The 22,223-nt window shown below is 42.4% G+C and carries 17 protein-coding genes and 1 pseudogene; 13 read left to right on the forward strand and 5 right to left on the reverse strand.

Features of this window, described 5'->3' with window-relative positions:
• Nucleotides 1–1,181: 1,181 nt before the first annotated feature.
• A pseudogene (locus AAV98_RS03940) lies at nucleotides 1,182–1,751 on the forward strand (Uma2 family endonuclease).
• Between the two features lie 53 nt (nucleotides 1,752–1,804).
• On the opposite strand, the gene AAV98_RS03945 reads toward AAV98_RS03940, so the two are convergent.
• Nucleotides 1,805–3,541 (reverse strand): ABC transporter ATP-binding protein, encoded by a 1,737-nt coding sequence (locus AAV98_RS03945; protein ID WP_060664248.1) that lies wholly within the window; start codon nucleotides 3,539–3,541, stop codon nucleotides 1,805–1,807.
• Nucleotides 3,542–3,719: 178 nt separating this feature from the next.
• Between AAV98_RS03945 and AAV98_RS03950 the strand changes: the two genes are divergently transcribed.
• From AAV98_RS03950 to AAV98_RS03960, 3 genes are all read left to right on the forward strand, one after another.
• The gene (locus AAV98_RS03950; RefSeq protein WP_060664249.1) at nucleotides 3,720–4,289 is read left to right on the forward strand and encodes a TetR/AcrR family transcriptional regulator; all 570 of its coding nucleotides are present in this window, start codon (nucleotides 3,720–3,722) and stop codon (nucleotides 4,287–4,289) included.
• A 54-nt stretch (nucleotides 4,290–4,343) separates the two neighbouring features.
• Nucleotides 4,344–5,276: an SDR family NAD(P)-dependent oxidoreductase gene (locus AAV98_RS03955; RefSeq protein ID WP_060664250.1), complete on the forward strand. Its 933-nt coding sequence runs from the start codon at nucleotides 4,344–4,346 to the stop codon at nucleotides 5,274–5,276.
• A gap of 259 nt (nucleotides 5,277–5,535) precedes the next feature.
• A complete protein-coding gene (locus tag AAV98_RS03960; RefSeq protein WP_060664251.1) occupies nucleotides 5,536–6,378 on the forward strand; it encodes an STAS domain-containing protein in 843 nt (280 codons plus the stop codon).
• Between the two features lie 79 nt (nucleotides 6,379–6,457).
• Here AAV98_RS03960 and AAV98_RS03965 read toward each other — a convergent pair whose 3' ends face one another.
• Nucleotides 6,458–7,372: a TetR/AcrR family transcriptional regulator gene (locus tag AAV98_RS03965; protein WP_060664252.1), complete on the reverse strand. Its 915-nt coding sequence runs from the start codon at nucleotides 7,370–7,372 to the stop codon at nucleotides 6,458–6,460.
• Nucleotides 7,373–7,553: 181 nt separating this feature from the next.
• On the opposite strand from AAV98_RS03965, the gene AAV98_RS03970 reads away from it, so the two are divergent.
• The 3 genes from AAV98_RS03970 to AAV98_RS03980 all read left to right on the forward strand — a co-directional run bounded on the left by AAV98_RS03970 (nucleotide 7,554) and on the right by AAV98_RS03980 (nucleotide 10,379).
• On the forward strand, nucleotides 7,554–9,122 hold the full coding sequence (locus AAV98_RS03970; RefSeq protein WP_060664253.1) for a DHA2 family efflux MFS transporter permease subunit: 1,569 nt from the start codon (nucleotides 7,554–7,556) through the stop codon (nucleotides 9,120–9,122).
• A 313-nt stretch (nucleotides 9,123–9,435) separates the two neighbouring features.
• A complete protein-coding gene (locus AAV98_RS03975) occupies nucleotides 9,436–9,729 on the forward strand; it encodes an antibiotic biosynthesis monooxygenase family protein (protein WP_060664254.1) in 294 nt (97 codons plus the stop codon).
• Between the two features lie 38 nt (nucleotides 9,730–9,767).
• Nucleotides 9,768–10,379, forward strand: a complete 612-nt coding sequence (locus AAV98_RS03980; RefSeq protein WP_060664255.1) for a methyltransferase — start codon at nucleotides 9,768–9,770, stop codon at nucleotides 10,377–10,379.
• A gap of 138 nt (nucleotides 10,380–10,517) precedes the next feature.
• Here AAV98_RS03980 and AAV98_RS03985 read toward each other — a convergent pair whose 3' ends face one another.
• Entirely contained in the window at nucleotides 10,518–11,573 is a 1,056-nt protein-coding gene (locus AAV98_RS03985) for a GIY-YIG nuclease family protein (RefSeq protein WP_060664256.1), read from the reverse strand.
• Nucleotides 11,574–11,844: 271 nt separating this feature from the next.
• On the opposite strand from AAV98_RS03985, the gene AAV98_RS03990 reads away from it, so the two are divergent.
• Genes AAV98_RS03990 through AAV98_RS04000 form a run of 3 tightly spaced genes read left to right on the forward strand, consistent with a single transcriptional unit; the run spans nucleotide 11,845 to nucleotide 16,689 of the window.
• Nucleotides 11,845–12,930, forward strand: a complete 1,086-nt coding sequence (locus AAV98_RS03990; protein ID WP_060664257.1) for a hypothetical protein — start codon at nucleotides 11,845–11,847, stop codon at nucleotides 12,928–12,930.
• Nucleotides 12,931–12,935: 5 nt separating this feature from the next.
• The gene (locus AAV98_RS03995; RefSeq protein ID WP_060664258.1) at nucleotides 12,936–14,957 is read left to right on the forward strand and encodes an McrB family protein; all 2,022 of its coding nucleotides are present in this window, start codon (nucleotides 12,936–12,938) and stop codon (nucleotides 14,955–14,957) included.
• Nucleotides 14,941–16,689, forward strand: a complete 1,749-nt coding sequence (locus tag AAV98_RS04000; protein WP_060664259.1) for a DUF2357 domain-containing protein — start codon at nucleotides 14,941–14,943, stop codon at nucleotides 16,687–16,689. Before AAV98_RS03995 ends, AAV98_RS04000 begins: the two co-directional genes overlap by 17 nt.
• Before the next feature lie 139 nt (nucleotides 16,690–16,828).
• On the opposite strand, the gene AAV98_RS04005 is transcribed toward AAV98_RS04000, so the two are convergent.
• Both AAV98_RS04005 and AAV98_RS04010 read right to left on the reverse strand, forming a co-directional pair.
• Nucleotides 16,829–17,803: a sensor histidine kinase gene (locus AAV98_RS04005; protein ID WP_231687689.1), complete on the reverse strand. Its 975-nt coding sequence runs from the start codon at nucleotides 17,801–17,803 to the stop codon at nucleotides 16,829–16,831.
• 15 nt (nucleotides 17,804–17,818) lie between these two features.
• The gene (locus tag AAV98_RS04010) at nucleotides 17,819–18,517 is read right to left on the reverse strand and encodes a LytR/AlgR family response regulator transcription factor (protein WP_060664260.1); all 699 of its coding nucleotides are present in this window, start codon (nucleotides 18,515–18,517) and stop codon (nucleotides 17,819–17,821) included.
• Between the two features lie 190 nt (nucleotides 18,518–18,707).
• On the opposite strand from AAV98_RS04010, the gene AAV98_RS04015 reads away from it, so the two are divergent.
• The 3 genes from AAV98_RS04015 to AAV98_RS04030 all read left to right on the forward strand — a co-directional run bounded on the left by AAV98_RS04015 (nucleotide 18,708) and on the right by AAV98_RS04030 (nucleotide 22,207).
• Nucleotides 18,708–19,460 (forward strand): ABC transporter ATP-binding protein, encoded by a 753-nt coding sequence (locus AAV98_RS04015; RefSeq protein WP_060664261.1) that lies wholly within the window; start codon nucleotides 18,708–18,710, stop codon nucleotides 19,458–19,460.
• The gene (locus AAV98_RS04020) at nucleotides 19,450–20,607 is read left to right on the forward strand and encodes an ABC transporter permease (protein ID WP_060664262.1); all 1,158 of its coding nucleotides are present in this window, start codon (nucleotides 19,450–19,452) and stop codon (nucleotides 20,605–20,607) included. The genes AAV98_RS04015 and AAV98_RS04020 overlap by 11 nt, the downstream gene beginning before the upstream one ends.
• Nucleotides 20,608–20,788: 181 nt before the next feature.
• Nucleotides 20,789–22,207: a PTS mannitol transporter subunit IICB gene (locus tag AAV98_RS04030; protein WP_060664264.1), complete on the forward strand. Its 1,419-nt coding sequence runs from the start codon at nucleotides 20,789–20,791 to the stop codon at nucleotides 22,205–22,207.
• Nucleotides 22,208–22,223: the final 16 nt, after the last annotated feature.

Here is a 22,223-nt window from a genome sequence, read left to right on the forward strand (position 1 = left end):
TCGTAAATCAGGTTGGTGTGTTGAAAATTCCCATATCAGTGCTCGAATTTTGATTGAAACAGGAAAAACGGTAGTAGCGAGGCGGTCTCTGCGCCCGAACTGCCATGGGAACAGGAAAAACGGTAGTAGAGAGGCGTTCTCTCCGCCCGAAATGCAATGGGAACAGGGAAAACGGTAGTAGAGAAGCGGTCTCTCCGCCCGAACTGCCATGGGAACAGGGAAAACGGTAGTAGAGAGGCGATCTCTCCGCCCGAAATGCCATGGGAACAGGAAAAACGGTAGTAGAGAGGCGTTCTCTCCGCCCTAAATGCAATGAGAACAAAGAAAACGGTAGTAGAGAGGCGTTCTCTCCGCCCGAAATGCCATGGGAACAGGGAAAACGGTAGTAGAGAGGCGGTCTCTCCGCCCGAACTGCCATGGGAACAGGGAAAACGGTAGTAGAGAGGCGTTCTCTCCGCCCGAAATGCCATGGGAACAGGGAAAACGGTAGTAGAGAGGCGGTCTCTCCGCCCGAACTGCCATGGGAACAGGGAAAACGGTAGTAGAGAGGCGATCTCTCCGCCCGAAATGCCATGGGAACAGGAAAAACGGTAGTAGAGAGGCGTTCTCTCCGCCCTAAATGCAATGAGAACAAAGAAAACGGTAGTAGAGAGGCGTTCTCTCCGCCCGAAATGCCATGGGAACAGGGAAAACGGTAGTAGAGAAGCGGTCTCTCCGCCCGAACTGCCATGGGAACAGGGAAAACGGTAGTAGAGAGGCGTTCTCTCCGCCCGAAATGCCATGGGAACAGGGAAAACGGTAGTAGAGAAGCGGTCTCTCGGCCCGAACTGCCATGGGAACAGTTAAAACGGTAGTAGAGAGGCGTTCTCTCCGCCCGAAATGCAATGGGAACAAGGAAAACGGTAGTAGAGAGGCGGTCTCTCGGCCCGAAATGCAATGGGAACAACGAAAACGGTAGTAGAGAGGCGGTCTCACCGCTCGAAATACAATGGGAACAGGGAAAACGGTAGTAGAGAGGCGGTCTCACCGCCCGTACTGCCATGGGAACAAAGAAAACGGTAGTAGAGAGGCGGTCTCAATACCCAAATAGCACCCTTTACTTAAACTAAGCTGAAAGCATTTCGTTAAAGCCTTTTCCAAGATGATATAATAACCATAAAATGATAAACAGAGGTGATCTCATGTCACTATCAAAAGAGTCATTTACCTCCTTAGAAAAATATTATGAAATCCGCGAATCAAGTGACCATTTGTATGAGTATATAGATGGAATCTATCTTCATGTCTCCTTCACCGTCAACCAAACACCAACGAATCTCAGGTCGGCTATTAGTGAAGTTGAGTAATTACCTCACCGGGAAGGCTGACAAGTATGAAGTGTTTGCTGCTCTCTATGATATTGAACTTTCCAAAGAGGGAATGGAAGGACTAAAATAGTCATTCCAGACCTGGCGGTAATGGGTGATACAAGTGGATTCACGGATACAAAATATGTTGGCGTACCCGATATGATTGTTGAAATTCTCAGTCCGTCCAACCAGTCACATGATCTTATTACAAAGCTAAATATATACATGAAATACGGGGTCAAAGAATATTGGATTGTGAATCCAATGCTTAATTCCATCACAATTTACGTCCTTACCGAAGATGACGTATATGAACAACACGCAATAAAAACAGACCAAGGCATAATTACCTCAAAGCTTTTGAATGGGTTTCATCTTGAACTAGAGCATATCTTCCAATAACAAAAGGTCAAGGACTCCACATCCTTGACCTTTTTTCTACTCTACTCTCCAACCTATGTCAGCTGCTGCTCCGCAAACTCGCGATACAATTTATGTGACTCCACCAACTCCTGATGAGTCCCCATTCCGGTAATCTCACCCTTTTCGATAAAAATAATCTTATCCGCATTCACAATGGTAGACAGACGATGGGCAATTACAAATGTCGTTCGGCCTTCCATCAGCCTTGTTAACGCCTGCTGCACAATTCCTTCTGACTGACTGTCAAGACTAGCCGTTGCTTCGTCCATCATTAAAATCTTAGGGTCGCGCAAAAAGGCACGGGCAATTGCGATTCGTTGGCGTTGTCCGCCAGATAGCATAACTCCACGTTCGCCAACTTCGGTATCGAGTCCTTTTGGGAACTCTTGAATGAACTGGTCGGCATATGCCATCTTCGCCACATCCCATAAGCGGTCGTCAGTGAGCTCCTCTTTATTTTCCAACCCATATGTCAAATTATCTCGGATGGTTCCAGCCATCATCGGGCTGTCTTGGGAAACATAGCCAATCTGCTGGCGCCACGCTTTCATGGATAAGGAGCTGATAGGCAACTCTCCGACGTAAATTTCCCCGTCTGTTGGCTCATAGAAGCGTTCAATCAGACCGAAAAGTGTGCTTTTACCACCCCCGCTTGGTCCTGCGAAGGCCACCATCATGCCAGGTTCTACATCAAAGGAAACATTGCGCAAGATTGGCTCATCCTCGTTGTATCCAAAGGACACACTTTTTACGAATACAGGTTGATTGGTAATATCCGCAGCCAATCCTTTCTGTCCGGGTTCGTCCTCAATTTCTAGAATATCAATAATTCTTTCCGTCGCGCCTTTAGCCTTCTGTAGCTGTGTAAAAAACATCGTAAAAGATGTAATCGGAAAAATAATCTGGAACAGGTAGAGCAGGAAAGCAACGAGTTCCCCGGTTGTCATAGTGCCTTCTGCTACCCGAATTCCGCCATAACCGATAATCACCACAATCACAAGCATGACGACCATATACATAAGCGGTCCGATTATAGCAAAAATACGAGCTTCTCTAAGACCAAAAGTGAGTAGCGTGCGAATGCCGGACTTCCCTTTAATCTCTTCCACCGCTTCCGCATTGGAGGCTTTCATGAGACGAATCTCACTTAATGTCTGCTGAACACTGCCGGTAAAATTGGCCGTTTCATCTTGCATGCCGCGTGAGATTTTCGCCATTTTCGTACCAAGCGGAATCATGACCAATGTCGTTACTGGAACAGATATCAGCATCAGCAAGGTCATTTTCCAATCCATAATGAATAGGATGATGACAGCACCGATAATGGTGATTATTCCAGTGATGAACTGCGGGAAATGCTGGGAGATCAAATCTTTCACAATCCCAGTGTCGTTAACCACACGGCTGACCGATTCGCCACTTGTTTTTTTGTCAAAATAACTGACAGGCAAGCGAATCAGTTTGAACCACATTTTCTCGCGAAGGCCGGCAACGATGCTTTGGCCTACATAAGCGAGGGAATAGGTGGATAGTCCGTCAATCACAGCTTGTAAAATAAAGACGACAGCAATTGCCACAATAAGTCCCACACTAAGTGATTCCATCGAAAAGCCGTCAACTAGTTGCTGGGTAAGTAATGGTATGGTTAGTCCAACAAGTGTGGTAAATAGACTACCTATTAATCCCAGTGTTAGTGCGAGTTTTGGGATCTTGGTTGACAGGATAAGGGCAGTAAATTTTTTAAAATTAGAATTCGAAGCTTGCTCCATTTATTGTGTGTCTCCTTTAGAAGGTTTGTTTGATAATTGTACGTTTATTAGATAAGTTAGTTCCACTATTATTGTGACAGATTGAGGAACATGTTTCCAATTTTTTAGTTGACAACAGTATTTCCAAAGGTTTATATTTTTATTAAACAGTGGTCAATAAAAAAGGATGAGTAAGGAAATGACACCTAGAAAAGCGGTAACAAATGAATTAACACAGATGATGGTAATGAATGCAGCGCGGGAGTTGTTTCGCAAGAAGGGTTATCAACAGGTTTCAATGCGGCAGATAGCTGCAGAGTTAGGCTATAGTCATGGAGCTATTTATTATCATTTTAAAAATAAAGCGGAACTTTTTTATGCCATGATTGAAATGGATTTTAAAGAGTTGGATCAATGGCTGGATAATGTGATGTTGCAGGACCTTGATCACAAAACAAAGTTAACACAAGTTCTGCTCGAATTCATCCGTTTTGGCCTTACACATAAGAGCCAATATGAGATGATGTTTTTGCTCTCAGATGAAGAAGTTAAAAGTTACGTTAATAAAGGTCCGAATGAATCTTATGAAAAGTTTGCAGAGGCAATTATAGAACTTAGCAATCAATCTATCAGCATCCAGCAAGCATGGTCGATCTTTCTTTCCTTGCACGGTTTCGTTAGTCACTATTGCCGGTGTGATGCTGACTATGATGAAGTGAAAGGATTAGCAGAATCACATGTAAATTTTATCCTACCATCTTTAGGATAAAATTTTTTACCATTTATTGACCGGTGGTTAAAAAGAATAAGGGGGTATATTTTTATGAAAAAAGCAATGGTGATAGGTGCTTCAGGTGGGATGGGGTATGCATTAGTGATGGAACTAGTTAGTCGTGGGGTGGATGTGGTAGCTTTAGCGAGAGGTAGAGAGAAACTCGAGGAGTTATTTGCGGGAGAAGAAAAAGTGACACTTGTAGCTGGAGATGCAGAAAGTAAAGAGGAGTTGATCTTTGCTGCTAAAGGTGTTGATGTCATTTTCCATGCAATGAATCTCCCTTATGAAGAGTGGAAGGATAAGCTATTGCCAATTACCCAAAATATCATCCATGCGGCGGAAGAGAATGGTGCAAAACTAGCCATGGTAGATAATATTTATGCGTATGGAAAAAGTGTTGGTAACAGACTTACCGAAAATATGGAGAAAAAACCTCATACCAAAAAAGGGAAGCTTCGAAAGGTAATGGGGGAGACGATTCACCAGTCTTCCATTCCGACTTTGATTTGCCACTTTCCTGACTTTTATGGTCCGAATGCTACTAATACCTACATGCACTTTACTCTGGATCAACTACTGAAAAAAAGAAAGGGAGGTTTTGTTGGACCGAGCGATATTGAAAGGGAATTTATTTATACAAAAGATGGAGCTTGGGTTATGGTGGAATTAGCTTCAAGAGATGTTGCCTATGGGCAAAGTTGGAATATTCCAGCCGTGTCGACCATTACGGGGCGCGAGTTTGAAAAAATGGTAAAAGAACAGCTAGGAAATGATAAGCAACTTTCCTACATTACAAAACCGATGTTTGCTCTTTATGCCCTGGTTGCCGGGAAGGGAATGCGTGAGGCGGTGGAGATGCAGTATATCAACGCCGAGCCTACCATTCTTTCAGGGGGAAAATTAGAAAAGTTTCTTGGGAAAATGGAAGGGACTTCATATGAAAAGGGGATAAAAGAAACCCTTACTTATATGAGTAAATAAATTTAGTGGAAAAGAGGGATTGGCTAATATGGCTGATTGCTCTTTTTGTTTACTTTCTTCTTCCCGGTTAAGATCTTAGACGGAGTATGGAACAGTGTTCTATCGCGGAATTGTATCAAAGTGTGAGAAAAGCAAAACGATGATATGAATGGGAGTCGGGAGCATGCCGTACTCCTCTATTTTTTTGTCGAATAAAAAAGGATTACGTTTTTCTTTATAGAAATAGGAAGTAATAAATATCTATAAAGGAGATCATTAAATGACTGTGAAATTTGTCAGCAATGGAGAAGTTACCAGTTTTCTAAAGGACCATAAGGATGAGTTTGAGGCTACTTTGCTGTCAGAGGCTGTGAATGTCGCGTCGAAAATTAATGATATTTTGCAAAAAGGAAATATTGATCTGCTTAAAAATGCGCAAACCTTGATTCAACGGGTGGTAGAGCAGAAAGAGACGGAAGTTATTGCCTTCGCAGAACAAGAAGGAATTGCATGGGCGAAGCATTCACACTCCCTTACTTTATCATTCAAGCTAGAATGGGTTCAGGCAATCAGAAGAACTCTATGGAAATTCATAAGTAGATTTATTGATGAAAGAGGAGAATATCTTACGCAAGAAGACTTCTTTGAAATGGAGAAGAAAATCAATAATAATATAGATTATTTTTTAAATAGCTTTTTCTTGAGTTATTCTCATTATAAGGATGAGCTGATCAGTTCACAAAGGAAATTAGTAGAACATTTATCTGTACCGATTATTCCAATTAGTGCAACGGTTGCTGTGTTGCCTCTGATTGGAAATGTGGATGACTATCGAATTCGGATTATTGAAGAGAAGGCGCTCATGGAGATCTCCAACTTGAAATTGCAGACACTTGTGTTAGACCTCTCTGGTGTCACCACAATGGATCAAGATGTCATTGCCGTATTTGAGGATATAATGACTGGGATTTCAATGATGGGGTGCAAAGCGGTCATCACTGGCTTGCGTGCAGAACTTGTTAGGAAAATGGTCAGCATGGGAGTGACATTCCATCAGTATGCTGAAACGCATGGGACGTTGCAACAGACGTTGAGGAAGTATGTTGTAGCGCAGGAGCTATAGAAGAACAAGCGGGAGTTCGGAGTGATAAACCGAACTCCCGCTTGTTTATACCATCTTACAACTATGAAAGCATCCTGCCCTAAGAACAGTCACCGTCAGCCGATTTAATGGACCTTTCCACAAGTTCTTGAAGCTTTAACCATTCCTCTTCTCTACTAGCTGCAAAGGTTTCGTCCCTGCTTAAACTATCCATTGCACTCTCCACCAGGAAACGTCTAGGAGCAGTGCGGTCTTTCCCGCATAACTCCGCTTGAATAAAGTCCAAAAGTTCTGCCTTCCCCTCATAATCAGGCTCACCTGAAAGACTTTTTTTCAATTCCGTTACTGTATGGGCGATAGCGTGAGGAAGCGATAATTCCTTATCCCCTTCATTCGGCACCCAGCGTGCCATCGAGGCTGCATCCACCAACACTTCACCTGACTCCGCTACATCCTCCACTATCTTCACCAAGCGATTGACACTATATTGCACAACTCTATGGATGTCCAGTTTCTTATCATGGGTCATCGTGTAGTATCTGATGCCATGGTTCAGTATTCCAAGATACATAATGGCACAATCCCAGAGGTATTCTTGTTTTTCTGCTCCGAATATCTCCAAGAAACGGTGGTGCACCCATCTCAGCATCCTTAGCTGAGTTTTATGGATGAAATCCTTTAACTCCGTATCATTGATGAAGATGACTTCTTCAAATAGGGAAATTAATTTATTTGCCCGATTCGTTTCCATTTGAAGTTCAAACTGTTTAATGAAAATATGAATGTCCGACGGATCCTGTCCAATCAAGAGGTCGTTCCGTTCTTTTTCCATTTTTTTATATAATGTTTTAAACAGTGCAATTAACAGTTCGTTTTTCGATGAAAAATAATTATATAGGGTTCCTTTGGCAATGCCGCTCTCATCCAGAATGTCCTGGATGGAAGTCGCTTGAAAGCCTTTTTCGATAAAAAGTTTATGAGCACATGTGAGAACATGTAGTTTGCGATCTTTCATTTTATCACCTAACTAAAGTAGACTGGTGGTACAAAAATAATAGTACACGAAATAGAACCTTTATACAAATAGCAAATTAGCAAAGTTTTCAAGATTGATATATTTGAACCGATGGTATAAAATTGGGGTAGATGTAATAGTAGTATAAAAATGTACTGTTAGTATAAATGGGGGAGAAATGATGCAGCAAGCAACACCAAACACAACGATAAATCGTCCGCCATATGGTATTTTGGCCATTTTAATGATTGGCGCGTTTATTGCTTTTTTAAATAATACCTTATTAAATATTGCCCTGCCGTCCATCATGACAGAGCTTCAAGTGGGACCATCCACGGTTCAATGGCTGACTACTGGCTTTATGTTGGTGAATGGAGTATTAATTCCAACCACAGCTTTCTTAATTCAAAAGTATTCTGTGCGAAATCTATTTATTGTCGCAATGGGTCTCTTTGCCATTGGGACAGTGATGGCCGGTTTTGCGCCGGTCTTTGGGGTTCTTTTAGCAGGCAGAATGATGCAGGCTTCCGGGTCGGCCATTTTAATGCCACTACTGATGAATGTGATGCTAGTTAGCTTCCCAATTGAAAAACGAGGAACCGCCATGGGAGTGTTTGGACTAATTATGATGGGGGCGCCAGCAATTGGGCCAACACTATCAGGTTGGTTAATTGAACATTATGATTGGAGAATGCTTTTCCACTTTGTGTCACCAATTGCAATAGCCGTTCTGCTATTAGGTGTTTTTCTATTAAAGGATAAAAAAGAAAAGCAGGAAATTCGCTTGGATCAACTTTCCGTTGTCTTATCGAGTATAGGTTTTGGTGGATTATTGTATGGATTTAGTTCTGCTGGATCCAAGGGTTGGGATAGTCCGCTTGTTTACGGAACCATTGCAATTGGTACGTTGTCGTTAGTTTGGTTTATTTTACGTCAGCTTGGAAAAGAAAAGCCGATGCTGAACTTCCAAATTTACCGATACCCGATGTTTGCTTTATCATCAGCTATTTCCATGGTTATCACAATGGCGATGTTCTCAGGGATGATCTTATTGCCTATTTATGTGCAGACGATTCGAGGAATCTCACCATTGGATGCTGGGTTGTTGATGTTACCTGGTGCGATTGTCATGGCATTGATGTCGCCGGTCACAGGGAAGTTGTTTGATAAATACGGTGGACGCGCGCTTGCCATTACCGGTTTGTCAATAACCGTAGTGACGACGTATTTCTTCAGTCAATTGACCTTCGAAACGACCTACACGCAATTATTAATTTTATATACGGTACGAATGTTTGGAATGTCAATGGTGTTTATGCCGGTTTCCACAAACGGATTGAATCAGCTTCCAACACGATTTTATCCGCATGGTACGGCCATGAACAACACGTTACAACAGGTGTCAGTGGCGATTGGAACGGCGCTGTTAGTAACGTTAATGTCAACAAGGGCGGAAAGTGTCGGTCGCGATCTGTCAGGGGATGCGATGGCTGCTTTGGGTGCGAACCCGTCTGATGAAGCAATTGCGGGTATGCAGCAGCAAGTGATGATGCAAGGGATGTTAGAAGGAATCAATTTTGCCTTCTTCGTATCAACGTTTATTGCAGTGATTGCCCTCGTGTTGTCTTTCTTTATTAAGCGAGTGACACAGGCGGAAGATCCAGAGGCAGAAGTAGAGCCTGAGCCGATGGGTGAGCTTGCGGTTGCTGGTGAGCGTAAGGTGAAGACAGAATTGGTGGGGAATAATTAAGTTTTTTTAGGGAGGTCCGCTTCTGCCTGTTTGGGTAGGGGCGGATTTTTTTGTTGATTTGTGGGGGAGGTTAGGTGTTTGTCGATTGTTGTATGTTTGTGTCGAATGGCAATTATATGAGGGCGAATGGCTAATAAATGTAAAAGTTGGACAATAAATCGATGAAAAGTGGACAATAAAATAAATATTTGGCTAATAAAAAATCTCGAAAGTGAAAAAGATGATGAGGGACTATGCATCTGGTTTTTAATTCTAGCGTTTTTCACGCATAATGATAAAGGAGAAACTTTACTAGTGAGAGGAAGAGACAATTATGATAACGGAAGTTGCATTTTTTCATATAAACGAAGGAATGGAAGCGGAATTTGAAAAAGATTTTGTGGTAGTAGCCGAAGAGACAATCGCCCAATCAAAAGGCTATATTGCCCACACTTTACATACATGCATGGAGACAAAAGGAAAATATATGGTGCAAGTGGAATGGGAAACCCTTGAAGACCATATGAAAGGGTTTGTTGGGTCTGACTTATTTGAAGAATGGGTTAAGAAAATGGATCATTACTTCAAACCTGATATTTATATGGAGCATTTTCAACTAATTAAGTAATTTGAAACAAGCACAAAATAAAACAAGGGGAACGGGATATGCCAAGATCTCCAGTTAACTATGATCAGAAACTTAACATTGAAACAACTGATATACAGATGGGTATTCACCGCTCTTATACCTATCATCGCTATGAGCCGACTCCATACGAAGCGCTTGACCGGCTGTTTAAAACATACTTGGTAGACTCCGAAAATCACGTGGTTGACTTTGGGTGTGGAAAGGGCAGGTTGAATTTTTACCTAGCTCATCAGTTTGGGTCTAGGGTATCTGGAATTGAAATGAATGAGACATTTTACGAGGCTTGTTTGAAAAATTTGACCACTTATAAAGGGAAGGGAAAACAGAGGATTATGTTTGAGAAATGCTTGGCCGAAGAGTATACAATACCTAAAACGGCCAATGTGTTTTATTTCTTTAACCCATTTTCGATAGATATTTTCAGGCAAGTGGTCAGCAATATTCTCTTCTCCATCGAACAACATGATCGGCCTATAGAGATTGTGCTTTATTATCCTGCTCCCGATTATGTGTTCTTCTTGGAAAATCATTCGATGTTTACTCTTAAGCTAGAGGTCCAGCTCGATGAGTTTGAGAAAAATGCGAATGAGCGATTCTTGGTGTATGAGTTGGGGTTGAGTGCGAGCTAAAACTAGGCTCATTTGAGGAGTTGCTCGTTTGGCACAGACTCACCCTGTTTTGGCACAACCTCTAGTGTTTACCTGAAAAATCAAAAAGAAAGCCAACCACGTCACGCAAAAAGTGGTTGGCAAACGTGTATTTTCCAATTAGTCTTTTGAAAAAACCTCCGTAACGATCGATTCCAACGACTCCAAATCCTCGTAACCGATCATTCTATATTTACATTTCCCACTGCGTAAATAACTGTAAATAATCTGTGCTTTATCAATTTCAAACCGGCTTACTCCTCGCTCTGCAGCAGGCCCGATATCTGCCAGTTGACGCGAAAGCTTATCGGAAATTACCTTCTCATCCACTCCGTGTTCACCGCCATAAACCTCACTAAACAACACATCCGTCCTACGGATCACAAAGCATTTCACTCTGTATTCGTCCAATCTTTCCGCTACCAACATCAAGTGATTTCCTTCGGTAAAGTCCATCACATCTTCTTTTTTCAAAAGTGCCTGCAAGAATTGAATGCAGTTACGGTATCTGGCTGCACGCTCAAAATCCAAGTTGGCCGCAAGCTGGTTCATCTCCCGCTGCATGTCTTCTAGCAACTCCGCACTTTCTCCATTAAGCAAGTGGATGAGCTGTTCTACGATCGCGTTGTATTCGCCCACTGCGTTGCCGCCAAGACAGATGCCGCGGCATAGTCCAAGAGAATAGTTTAAGCAGGGAGATCCGTTAATAGCTGGGTTAGAGCAGTCTAGTCTGTATACCTCTTTCAAACCTCTTATCGCAAAGCTGACTGTTTTCCTGCTTGAATATGGTCCAAAGCTCCAGCCATCTCCGCCACGCAAGGGTTGTGTGGAGGGGCGAAGACGATAGAGCTTTCCGACCTTCCGGATTGTTAGATAGAGGAAGGCCTCTGGTGTTTTCATTTGCCGGTTATACTGGGGACGGATTTCTTGGATGAGCTGCCATTCGAGCAGTAGGGCTTCAAATTCCGTATCAGTCTCGATAATTTCTAAATCTCTTATATGTTTGACAAGTTTTCGGACTTTATTTGAGTGAGTGGAAGACTCCCTGAAATAGGATTGAACACGTTGGCGAAGGCGCTTTGATTTTCCGACATAGATAACTTGGCCAGCAGAGTCTTTCATTAAGTAAACGCCTGGTGTTGCAGGGATTTCTTTTATTTTTTCTAAAAGACTCATGACCGTTCACCTCTCTAGGGGACTGTATTTATTTTTGCAATGCATAGTTAAAGAAGCTGATATATTACGCGGCTCTTCTCCCAGTCATATGAAGCATACTACTTGCGATTTCTAAAGGAAGTAAAAAGAGCTGTCTAGGAAGATAGTTCTATGTTTAAATTTTCGAAACCTTACAAAAACGTGCATCTTCATGTAAAATTAGAAGTGTCATTACTTAATAGAGTATCAAAGAAAATAGGGAATCGACAAGAAATAAGAGGGGGTCATGTAATTGAGCAGGGAAACATGGAAAAAGGTATTTAGTACGATTCCGGATAGGGAATTGGTAGAACTAGTGGACTATTGGTCCATCCAGGTTAAAGGCTTCCGTCAAATAAATCAGGAAAATATAAAACACGCAAGGGCAATGGTTATCGCAGAAGCACTGAAACCAAGAAATTTAAAAATGATAAAAGCATATTATTCGATAAACGATGATGATACAGATGAACCTGCTGACAAAGGAGACGAAATTACGTTAGATGCATTAATAGAGTTATATGAAGAAGGAAAAGAGCTCCATCTGATTCTTGGTGGCATATATGCAAGTGAAGAGGAGAAGTTTGAAAAGCTTGCATTAGAGTTTGAAGAGGCGTTACTTGAAAAATATGAGGTGGATGAGTTAAGTAGTCTTGTAGATAGACAGGAAAAAAAGGAAGAGGAAGTTGCCCCTGTAAAGGTAGATAGCCATTCCCCTTCTATAACGGAGTGGGAGAAAAAATGGAATAAGTCCGAGGATAAGAACAAGGATTTGCGTGCGAAAATAGGGGAGTGGGAAAAGAAGTACTCTCAGTTAAAGCAACAATCTAAGGAAGAGAAACAATCAGCGCTGACTGAGAAATTAAAGCTGCAGCAGGAACTTGGAACGGAACGAGCGCAGCATCGAGAAACCGTGGAAAACAACAAGAAAACTGCCGAGGAGAATGAAGCGTTAAAAGAGGAAGTGGCAAAGTTGAAGGGGGAGATTTCTCACTTGAACGCGATGTTGCTTCACCAACAGCAAGAGGTGGCCGCAACAACAACAGCTAGAGCAGATGAAAAACCACCTATTATAACGGATCAAAAGGAAATCTTCTTGGTGGGGGACCCAAAGAATAAATTAACAGAAAATTCAGCAAAACACACTTTTCATGTGTTGGAGTTGAAGGATGTTCCAGACGCCTTGGATTCGGATTTGCTTGAAAAATGTGATGAGGTTTGGATGATGACGTATCTTGTACCGCCACAGATGAGAAGAAAAATAAAGCGGACAGTACAGAAAAATATAAAAGAATTTAACGATTTTCCGACAATGAAACGTTATATAGAGAAAGGGTGAGAGCGATGAATAAGGTTTGGGAGAATGATCTAGTTGGTGTGCTGGCAGATGTGGACCAAAGTGAGTTACTCTACAGAGATTCGATACTAATAAATAAACAGGACAGTCTACAGTTTTTTGTCCGAATCATTTCGCAGCCTGCCGAAAGCTTTCCGAATGTCAAAGCGGTGACAGGGTTTTATTCTGATTTGGAAAAATGGGGATTTGAGGATGATTATTCGCAGCCGGAATTTATCAGAAAAGAAAAGTTACGAGAATGGTTGGAAGATCGGCTGTTAATTTTTAAAGTGGAAAAACGCATTCGTTATAATCATGAAGAAGTGTATAACATGTTCGGAGTGCGCGTGATGCCTAAGCTTCCAAGCTATGAAAAGGATTTAAAGTTCATTCCTGTTCCTATTTTCAGCCAAAAAGTAAACGGAATGGAGCAGGATATCTTTCTCACAAGGCTTTTGGAAAAGAAGTTCGTCGGCCGCATTCCGGAAGTGTCTCATGAAGCCAATGACACACCGCCGATTGTGATGTGGAAAGAAGAAACAGAGGAAGACGAGCAGTTTACCGTCTATGGAGTGTTTGAGAAACATCAGTATGCACATGGTGGATTCAGCTTTGAATTTCGCGATGAGTGGAAAAGGCTTACCTTGGAAGAGGAATGGCTGGATGAGTGCTACCTGACGGATGAGAGCCCTAATGTTGCGTTTGTTCCATTTGCCATCTTTCAGAAGTTACTGCATCGTTTAGAGGAACAAGAGGCGATGCAGGTGGCAAGTTCGTCTGACCGAGAAACCCAAGCTAACGAGGTGACAGTTGCCACATTAAACAATCAAACCTCACCAGAAATCCAAAGCAGCAGGCAAGAGGTGGCCGTGTCGGTGATGGAAAAGTCGACAACCGAAATTAGCGTACCTGTCCCAAAAGGAAACGAGAAGGAACAGGAGTTCTTGGAGCTATTGTACAGCCACACGCAAGATGCGGGTCTCATTTATCGGAAAGAAAATCTAATTAATTTTCACACTTCCATGAAGTCGTCGTCTCTTGTTATCTTGTCTGGAATGAGTGGAACTGGCAAAACAAAATTGGTGGAGTTGTATAGCCAGTCACTTGGTCTAAAGGGAGAGCAGCTTACTGTTATTCCGGTAAGCCCGTCCTGGACATCGGACTCAGATTTAATCGGTTATGCGGACACGCTGAATATGGTGTATCGTCCTGGGGATTCGGGGTTGATCAATGCGCTTCGTAAGGCGGAAGATGACAAGGAGAAACTGTATATCATCTGTTTTGATGAGATGAATTTGGCAAGAGTGGAGCATTATTTCTCCCAGTTTTTATCCATTTTAGAGATGGATCATGGAAAACGTGTCCTCAGGTTATATAACGATGATTTGGAGAGCAGGTTGTATAACTCTGCACAATATCCACCGACTATTGTGATACGTGAAAACGTCTTGTTTGTCGGCACGGTCAATATGGATGAGTCGACTTATCATTTTTCCGATAAGGTGTTAGATCGTGCGAATGTCCTGTCGTTAGATGTGATGCCATTCACCGAGATGAAACTGCTTCCGGAAAAGAAAAAAGGAATGGTCGCACGTGCTGATGAAGTGGATTATGATACGTTTGAGTCTTTTCAATATAAAAATAGAAGTTTAAGTCTTCAGGATGATGAACTTGAATTGTTATGGGAAGTTCATCAAATGATGCAGAATGTGAACAAGCAAGTCGGGGTGGGGCCGCGTATTGTTAAGCAGATTGATCAGTATTTAGGCAATCTTCCGGCACAGGAATATATTTTACGGGAAGATGCTTTTGACCTCCAAGTTGTCCAGCGTGTTTTGACCAAAGTGCGAGGGTCAGAGGATCAGCTTAAAGAATTGCTTGGTCGATATAACCGTGAAAAGGATACTGTGGAAGGCAGTTTAATCATTCGGTTATTTGATCGTTACACGAATATCTCCATTTTCAAGGAAAGCAGAAATGTCATCAAACAAAAAGCGAAAGAGCTGAAATATAATGGATACACCATGTAGCATGCAGCCTTTTTCCGTTATTTTTACACATGTTTTTCAGAATGGATCTCGGGAGGATACGGAGGTTCAAAGCTTTGTTGAACACCTTTCTGACTGGGATGAAGCCGTACATGTATACACGGAGATAAGAGAAAACGTCAATCTTGAGTTGCGGTTCCGATGTGATGACCCAGGTGCAAAATGTTATATGGACGGATTTGATGGACTTGGGGATGAAAGGTTGTTGGTTGATAAAGAGTCAGAGGAGAATTATCTTGGATGCGATGGCATGGTAACACTTTTCAGACATTCCACATCAGACAATTATTATCCATATATTCCGGGTTTGTACAGCTTGCGGGTGGAAACGTCGGAGGGGAGGACGTTCTACACACTAGTAAAAGTCATATCGAACAGACTTTTTGACGATCAGCTTGCAACGATGCGGTCTGAAGTGGAAGAAAAACTAAAGGGTGTTGCGCTTGAAGTTATTCGCAAGCAACATAGTCCGAAGAGCTTAGCGGCACTCCGGATTGATCCGAAGTTGTTTCGGCAGTATCAAATGTTGCAGCATTATTTTACAGATATCTATGCCATTGTTTCGGATCTTGCGCAAAGGGTGAGGTCGTCGGTTGCGAGGGAATATCAGATGCAACCTGCTGAAATGCCGGCCCATGTGGATGTGGTGACCATCCAGCATCGACTGAAGCGGCCTGACACGATGAATCTGGTGAAATCGGTGCAAAAGCGGATAAATTATGACCTTCCTGAAAATCAGATGTTAAAAGCAATTTTAGAAAAATGGAATCAATTATTGCATGAATTTGTGGCATGCATGGACACCACCATTAAAGGGTTATCAAACCGCAAGGATTACTCGTTCTCCATTTCCCTTCCATTGGAGAGAAAGCGTCGCTTAGTGGAGGAATTAAAGGAATATCGCGGAAAAGCGATGCGGATGAGTGGTGCGTTAAATCTTGTCAAATCCAGTCACTGGTATCGGGAGGTGTCTTATAAAAAGGCACTTTCGGTTCCCATGGTTATGTTTGTGGATGTGCGGTACCGAAAGCTTTATCAAATTGATCAGGCTCTTCAAGGAGAAGAGATCCCAGTTCATACTGGGCTTGGCCAGCAGTGGAAACGGACGGACCAGTTATATGAGATTTGGGGTTGGCTGCAAGTGGTTGATGTATTTGGCAAAGGAGACAGTGGAGAGCAAGGGAAAAGTGGCAGTTTTGTGATAACTAGTAAGCCTGTCGCAAAGGATAATATGATTCAATATCAGTTTGGGGAGATTTCTCTTCATATTACCTATGATGGAACCATTCCAAGCCATCCTGAGGCCACGGATAAATGGACGGTCCCTGTCTACACCACTGGTACGAATAATAACCCGGATGTGAGGATGGATTTGTTCTTACGGGACATTTATATCGGCACCATTATGATTGACATGAAATATCGCAAGCGCCATGCGCTGACAGATTCAATGAGACAGCTAACGAGTTATGCCGATAATGTGAGGTCTCCCTATATTTACGGGAAAAAACGTTGGCAGAAGTATCGACCTGTTCATCAGGTGCTCGTGTTCTATCCTGAAAAGCACGGTGGCATCGAAGTGGAAGAACTGGACGGAAAAAGTATCAGTTTTGTCCCGTTGACTCCTGCTGAGGACCAGACGGTTTTCCAGGAGACATTAAGGTGGCTTGTGGCGGAAATGCTGTTGGAGGCAGAGGAGGAAGGGATACAGTAGAGTAGCGATACTGCGTTGGATTTGGTGGCAAAGCTCCCATTTTGGGGAGCTTTGTTTTTTTCGTGAGTGGGCTAACATGGATATATTGGATTTACAATGGATAAGTCGCATTGCGCCGTAACAAATACAACCTCCGCTACTACCGTATTGCTGGGATTTTAATTTTTACAGTAAATTCCTCGTCCTTACATACAAAATCCAAGAAACCTTGGTGCTCTTCCACAATATCCTTCATTATTTTCGTCCCTAATCCTTCGTGTCCGCCACCCTTTGTAGTATGTCCGTACGTATCGAACAGGGAGTCCAAGACATTCACGGGTACAGGCAAGGTATGATTTCTGCAGATCAAAATATATAGGCCGCTGCGTTTATAAAACTGTAATGTTAATATGGCTTGCCCACCTCGCTCACGCTGCCATTCTTCGCATGCGTCAAGGCTGTTGTCCAATAGGTTTCCGAGGAGCCCGACTATTTGCTGGTCCCCAATCGGTAACGTAGACAGTGGCAGATCTAAATCATACACCACACTGACTCCGGCAGCCTTGCCTCGTCGATACATTTGATGAAGCACACCAGCGACAACCCCGCGCTCTCCTCTTATAGAGTAATTGGTCTCTTCGTAGTTTTCCACAAGGTCATCAAGATAAAGTTTTGCTTCTGGCGCCTTATCGTTTTCTAACATGAAGTGGACGGCTGAAACATGCTTGAGAAAATCATGTCGCTCGCTGCGGACAATGCGGAAAGTTTCATTGATATGAGCTCGTTGCTCTTCGTGTTGAGCAAGTTCGCGCTGCAATCGAATAAAATGCTGACCAGTCGTTATCCGTACATATTCACAGACAACAAACACGATCATCGGTGCAACCGCAAGCCTTGGAGGCAGGGACACACCTAAAGCAATCGTCACAACCAACACTTGCACAATCCACAGACCACTATTGGCTTTCCATCCTAACCTTTCCATCTCCACTACTATTTTTCTATGAAAATAAATGGCCAATACTGCAGCCACCATGAAACTAACAAAAAACGAAATCCACTCGCCGAAGAGTGCATGCAAATGCAAAAATAAAAGCACACCTAGTGCCCCGGAGTAAATGAAGGAAGTCTTCAAGGCTATCAATCCTTACTAAAAGTAATTCTCTTGCAGAAATTCCACTTTATCTTTGGTAATCATCGCCTGTTCCTCCATGCCTTCAAACGTTACGATGTATGAGTTCTTGGCATAGAGGGAGAAGTTTTTCACGTGATGAATGTTTATGATAAAGGACCGGTGGGAGCGGAGAAAGTCGCGCTCGCGAAGTTCTCCTTCTAATTCATTTAACGTCTGGTAGGTTTTGATGGGGCCGCTTTTGGTGTAGATGGTGGTGGAGCGGCCAGATCTTTCAATAAAAACGATGTCCTTCTTTTGAACAATATGGATGTCGTTTTTTTGTTTAAGATAGAGCCTGCCAGCAATTTCAGCAGACTTTGTTTTCTCCAGTAACCTTTCCATACTTTTTACCAAACGGTCTTTTGGATAGGGCTTCATAATGTAGTCGTGCACGTTTAACTCAAATGCGTGTACGGCATAGCCACTGCTACCAGTAACAAAAATTACAGCGATGTTCAATGCATGCGAGTGGATGATGTCTGCAAGCTCATACCCGGAAAGGTTGGGCATTTCAATGTCTGCAATTAGAAGGTCCACTGCTTCTTTTTTAATATATTCATAGGCTTCTTCCGCAGATTGAGTAGAGAAGACGATTTCCACATTCGGCACGGCTCCCACAATTCCATTTAGTTTATCCAAATCTATGTATCTGTCATCTACAAGACCAACTCGCATCGTTTTACCCTCACCTTGAAGTTATTGTTACATTCCATATTCATGGTAATTATCTTTATTTTACCATCAAAAAGGATAGAATGGTCATTTTCGCGACATCAAATGGAATATTCGCGACATAACTAGAGATTCATATGCCAATAGTTTGTATGATGAAAACAAGAAATCAAACAGACGAGGTGAAAATAATATGATCGAAATTAATCAAGTAACAAAGAAATTTCAAGATAAAAAGGCGTATGTGACGGCGCTCAAGCATGTAACTTTTACGGTGAACAAAGGGCAGGTAGTGGGATTGCTTGGAGAAAACGGAGCTGGAAAGACAACCTTGCTAAGGTCCATCGCAACGTTATTAACTCCAACTGAAGGGTCAATCAGTGTGGCGGGTTTTGATACGGTTAAGAATTCCGACTCCATAAAAAGAAAAATCGGGGTGCTTTTCGGCGGGGAGACCGGCTTGTATGACCGCCTTACAGCACGCGAGAATCTGGAGTATTTTGCGGCTCTATACGGAATGAGCAAGCATGAGACAAAGGTGCGGATTGAAGAATTAGCGAAAATGTTTGGGATGAAAGATTACTTGAATCGTAAAGTCGGCGGCTTTTCAAAAGGGATGCGTCAAAAAGTAGCCATCGCCCGCACGTTGATTCACAACCCTGATATCATCTTGTTCGATGAACCAACAACCGGTTTAGACATAACATCTTCTAATGTATTTCGCCAGCTCGTCCATCAGTTGAAGCGCGATGGCAAAACAATCATTTTTTCTAGTCACATCATGGAAGAAGTGAGCATGCTGTGCGATACCGTGGCGATGATGCATAAAGGGGAACTCGTTCACCATGGCTCATTGGAAGCCTTATATAAAACAGAAGGTTCTCGTGACCTTAACTATATTTTCATGAGTAAACTTGTAAGGGGGAACGAACACTATGCTTCGTAAAATATACATTAAAGAAATGAAAGACTCATTCCGAGACAGACGAACGCTTTTATTAACCGTGTTATTACCGATTGTGATGATGACAGGACTTGTGTTGTTTTACGAAAACATGCTGTCAGACGGGGAAGGGGAAATTTACTCCCTTGCCGTGAATGATACATTTGGTGAACAGGAAGAAGCATTGTTTGCAGGGGTAGAAAATATTGAATTTGTAAAAGCATCAGATCCGGAAGCAGTATTGGAAGAAGGGGAAGCGCAGGCTGCATTGATCATGGAAAGCGGATTTTTAGAAAAAGTGGAAAATGGAGAAGAGGCCGGTGTGACGCTAATAGGAAATTCCTTTAGTCAAAACTCTTCTATGTTAATGAGCCAGGTCACGACTATTCTTGGTGCCTATGAAAAACTAGTCATTGCAGATCGATTAGAAGCAGAAGGTACTTCTCAAAAGCTTGTTCAACCATTTACGATTGATCAAAAAGAACTGACAGAAGAGACAGCAGGTGTGAATATGGTTGCCATGCTTGTACCATTAATTTTGGCTTTGGCGATAGGGATCGGCGCAGGCCCGTCTGCCTCTGATTTATTTGCCGGAGAGAAAGAGAAGAAAACAATGGAAGCATTATTGATGACTCCAGTAAACCGCATGACTTTGTTAGTAGCAAAATGGCTCACTATTTCAACTATTGGCGCTCTAACTGGCATTGTTACGTTGATTGTAGTGGCTTTAGAGATAAACTTCTTAACAGAGAATATGAAAAATGCCATTTCGTTTGGTGAAAATGTGTACTTGGTTGTTGGATTTGCCATTTTGGTTTCCGTTGTCTATGCCATGTTTATGGCAACCTTCCAGATGATTACAAGCATCATGGGTAAAACAGTAAAGGAATCGCAAAGTTACAGTACTCCAATCATGATGATTGCTGTATTCCCAATCATGATCATCTCAGGTATCGGTATCAATGAATTATCATTCGAGCACTTTGCAATACCGATCATGAATATTTTCACAGTACTAAAAGAACTAAGCTTCGGCATCATCAACTACGAACACCTGACCATCATGATCGGAAGCAACCTAATCTGCATCATCATCGCATTTGTGATTGCTAGAGTTATGTTTATGAAGGATAAATGGGTGATGAACTAAAGAAGGGGTCTGACCCGCTGTGCGTTAAAGTGTTAAAGAGGGGTCTGACCCCTCTTTTTTTGCTTATTTTAATTATGTCAACAATACGTTTGCCAAATGGGTCTTTAGTAACAATGGATTGTTTGGTGAAACCGCTTTATCATAAGAGTAAGCAAGAATATTATGATAAGGGGGCAGTAAAATGAGCTCTGAGACAAAATCATCTTCTAATTTTAAAGTGAAAATACAGCGTTTTGGTAGTCATCTTAGTGGTATGATCATGCCCAATATTGGGGCGTTCATCGCATGGGGACTTATCACGGCATTATTCATACCTACTGGCTGGTGGCCAAATGAGGAACTAGCGACTCTTGTCGGTCCAATGATTACGTTCCTATTGCCGATATTGATCGGTTTTACGGGAGGACGCCTTGTGTATGACCTGCGCGGCGGAGTTGTTGGGGCAACTGCGACCATGGGGGTTATCGTGGGAGCAGATATTCCAATGTTCCTTGGTGCAATGGTAATGGGTCCGCTTGGTGGATACGCGATCAAGAAATTTGACCAAGCGATTGATGGAAAGGTACGACAAGGGTTTGAGATGCTTGTGAACAACTTTTCTGCTGGTATTATTGCCGGTATCCTTACGATTATTGGTTTTAAAGGTATCGGACCGATTGTATTAACTTTGAACAAAACGTTGGCGGCTGGAGTAGAAACGCTAGTACAGGCGAACCTGCTTCCGATTGCAAGTATCATTATCGAGCCGGCAAAGGTTCTCTTCTTGAACAATGCGATCAACCATGGGATCTTAGGGCCTATTGGTATTGAACAGGCGGCACGTGAAGGCATGTCTATCTTGTTCCTACTTGAAGCAAATCCTGGACCAGGTCTTGGAATCTTGTTGGCATTTGTCATTTTCGGAAAAGGAATGGCTAAACAATCTGCATCTGGAGCAACCATCATCCATTTCTTTGGTGGGATTCATGAAATCTACTTCCCATATATATTGATGAAACCTGCACTTATCTTGGCAGCAATTGGTGGGGGAGCATCTGGTGTATTCACGCTTTTACTGTTTAACGGAGGGCTGGTTGCTGCACCATCACCTGGTAGTATATTTGCTATAGCTGCTATGGCTCCAAGAGGTGGATTCCTTGCAGTCATGGCTGGTGTCCTTGTAGCTACTACTGTTTCCTTCATAATTGCATCTGTCATCTTAAAAAGCTCTAAATCTACAGATGATGATTTAGCAAAAGCAACAGAAAAAACATCTGCGCTAAAGGGGAAAGAAAGCAGAGCGAGCTCTCTTGTTGCAAAAGAAAAAGAAACTCCTGTGGAAGAAAAAGAAGTAAACAAGATTATCTTTGCATGTGATGCAGGAATGGGGTCAAGTGCCATGGGTGCATCCATCATGAAGAATAAAGTTAAAAAAGCAGGATTGTCCGTTGATGTAGCGAACTCCTCCATCAGTAATATTCCAATGGATGCTGACATCGTCATCACGCATAAAGACTTAACAGACCGTGCAAAGGCAAAGCATCCGAATGCGACTCATATTTCTGTTGAGAATTTCTTGAACAGTCCTAAATATGATGAGCTTATTGAAAACCTAAAGTAATAATAAATAAGGAGGA

The organism is Bacillus sp. CHD6a (genome assembly GCF_001293645.1).
Taxonomy (GTDB): Bacteria; Bacillota; Bacilli; order Bacillales; family Bacillaceae_I; genus Sutcliffiella_A.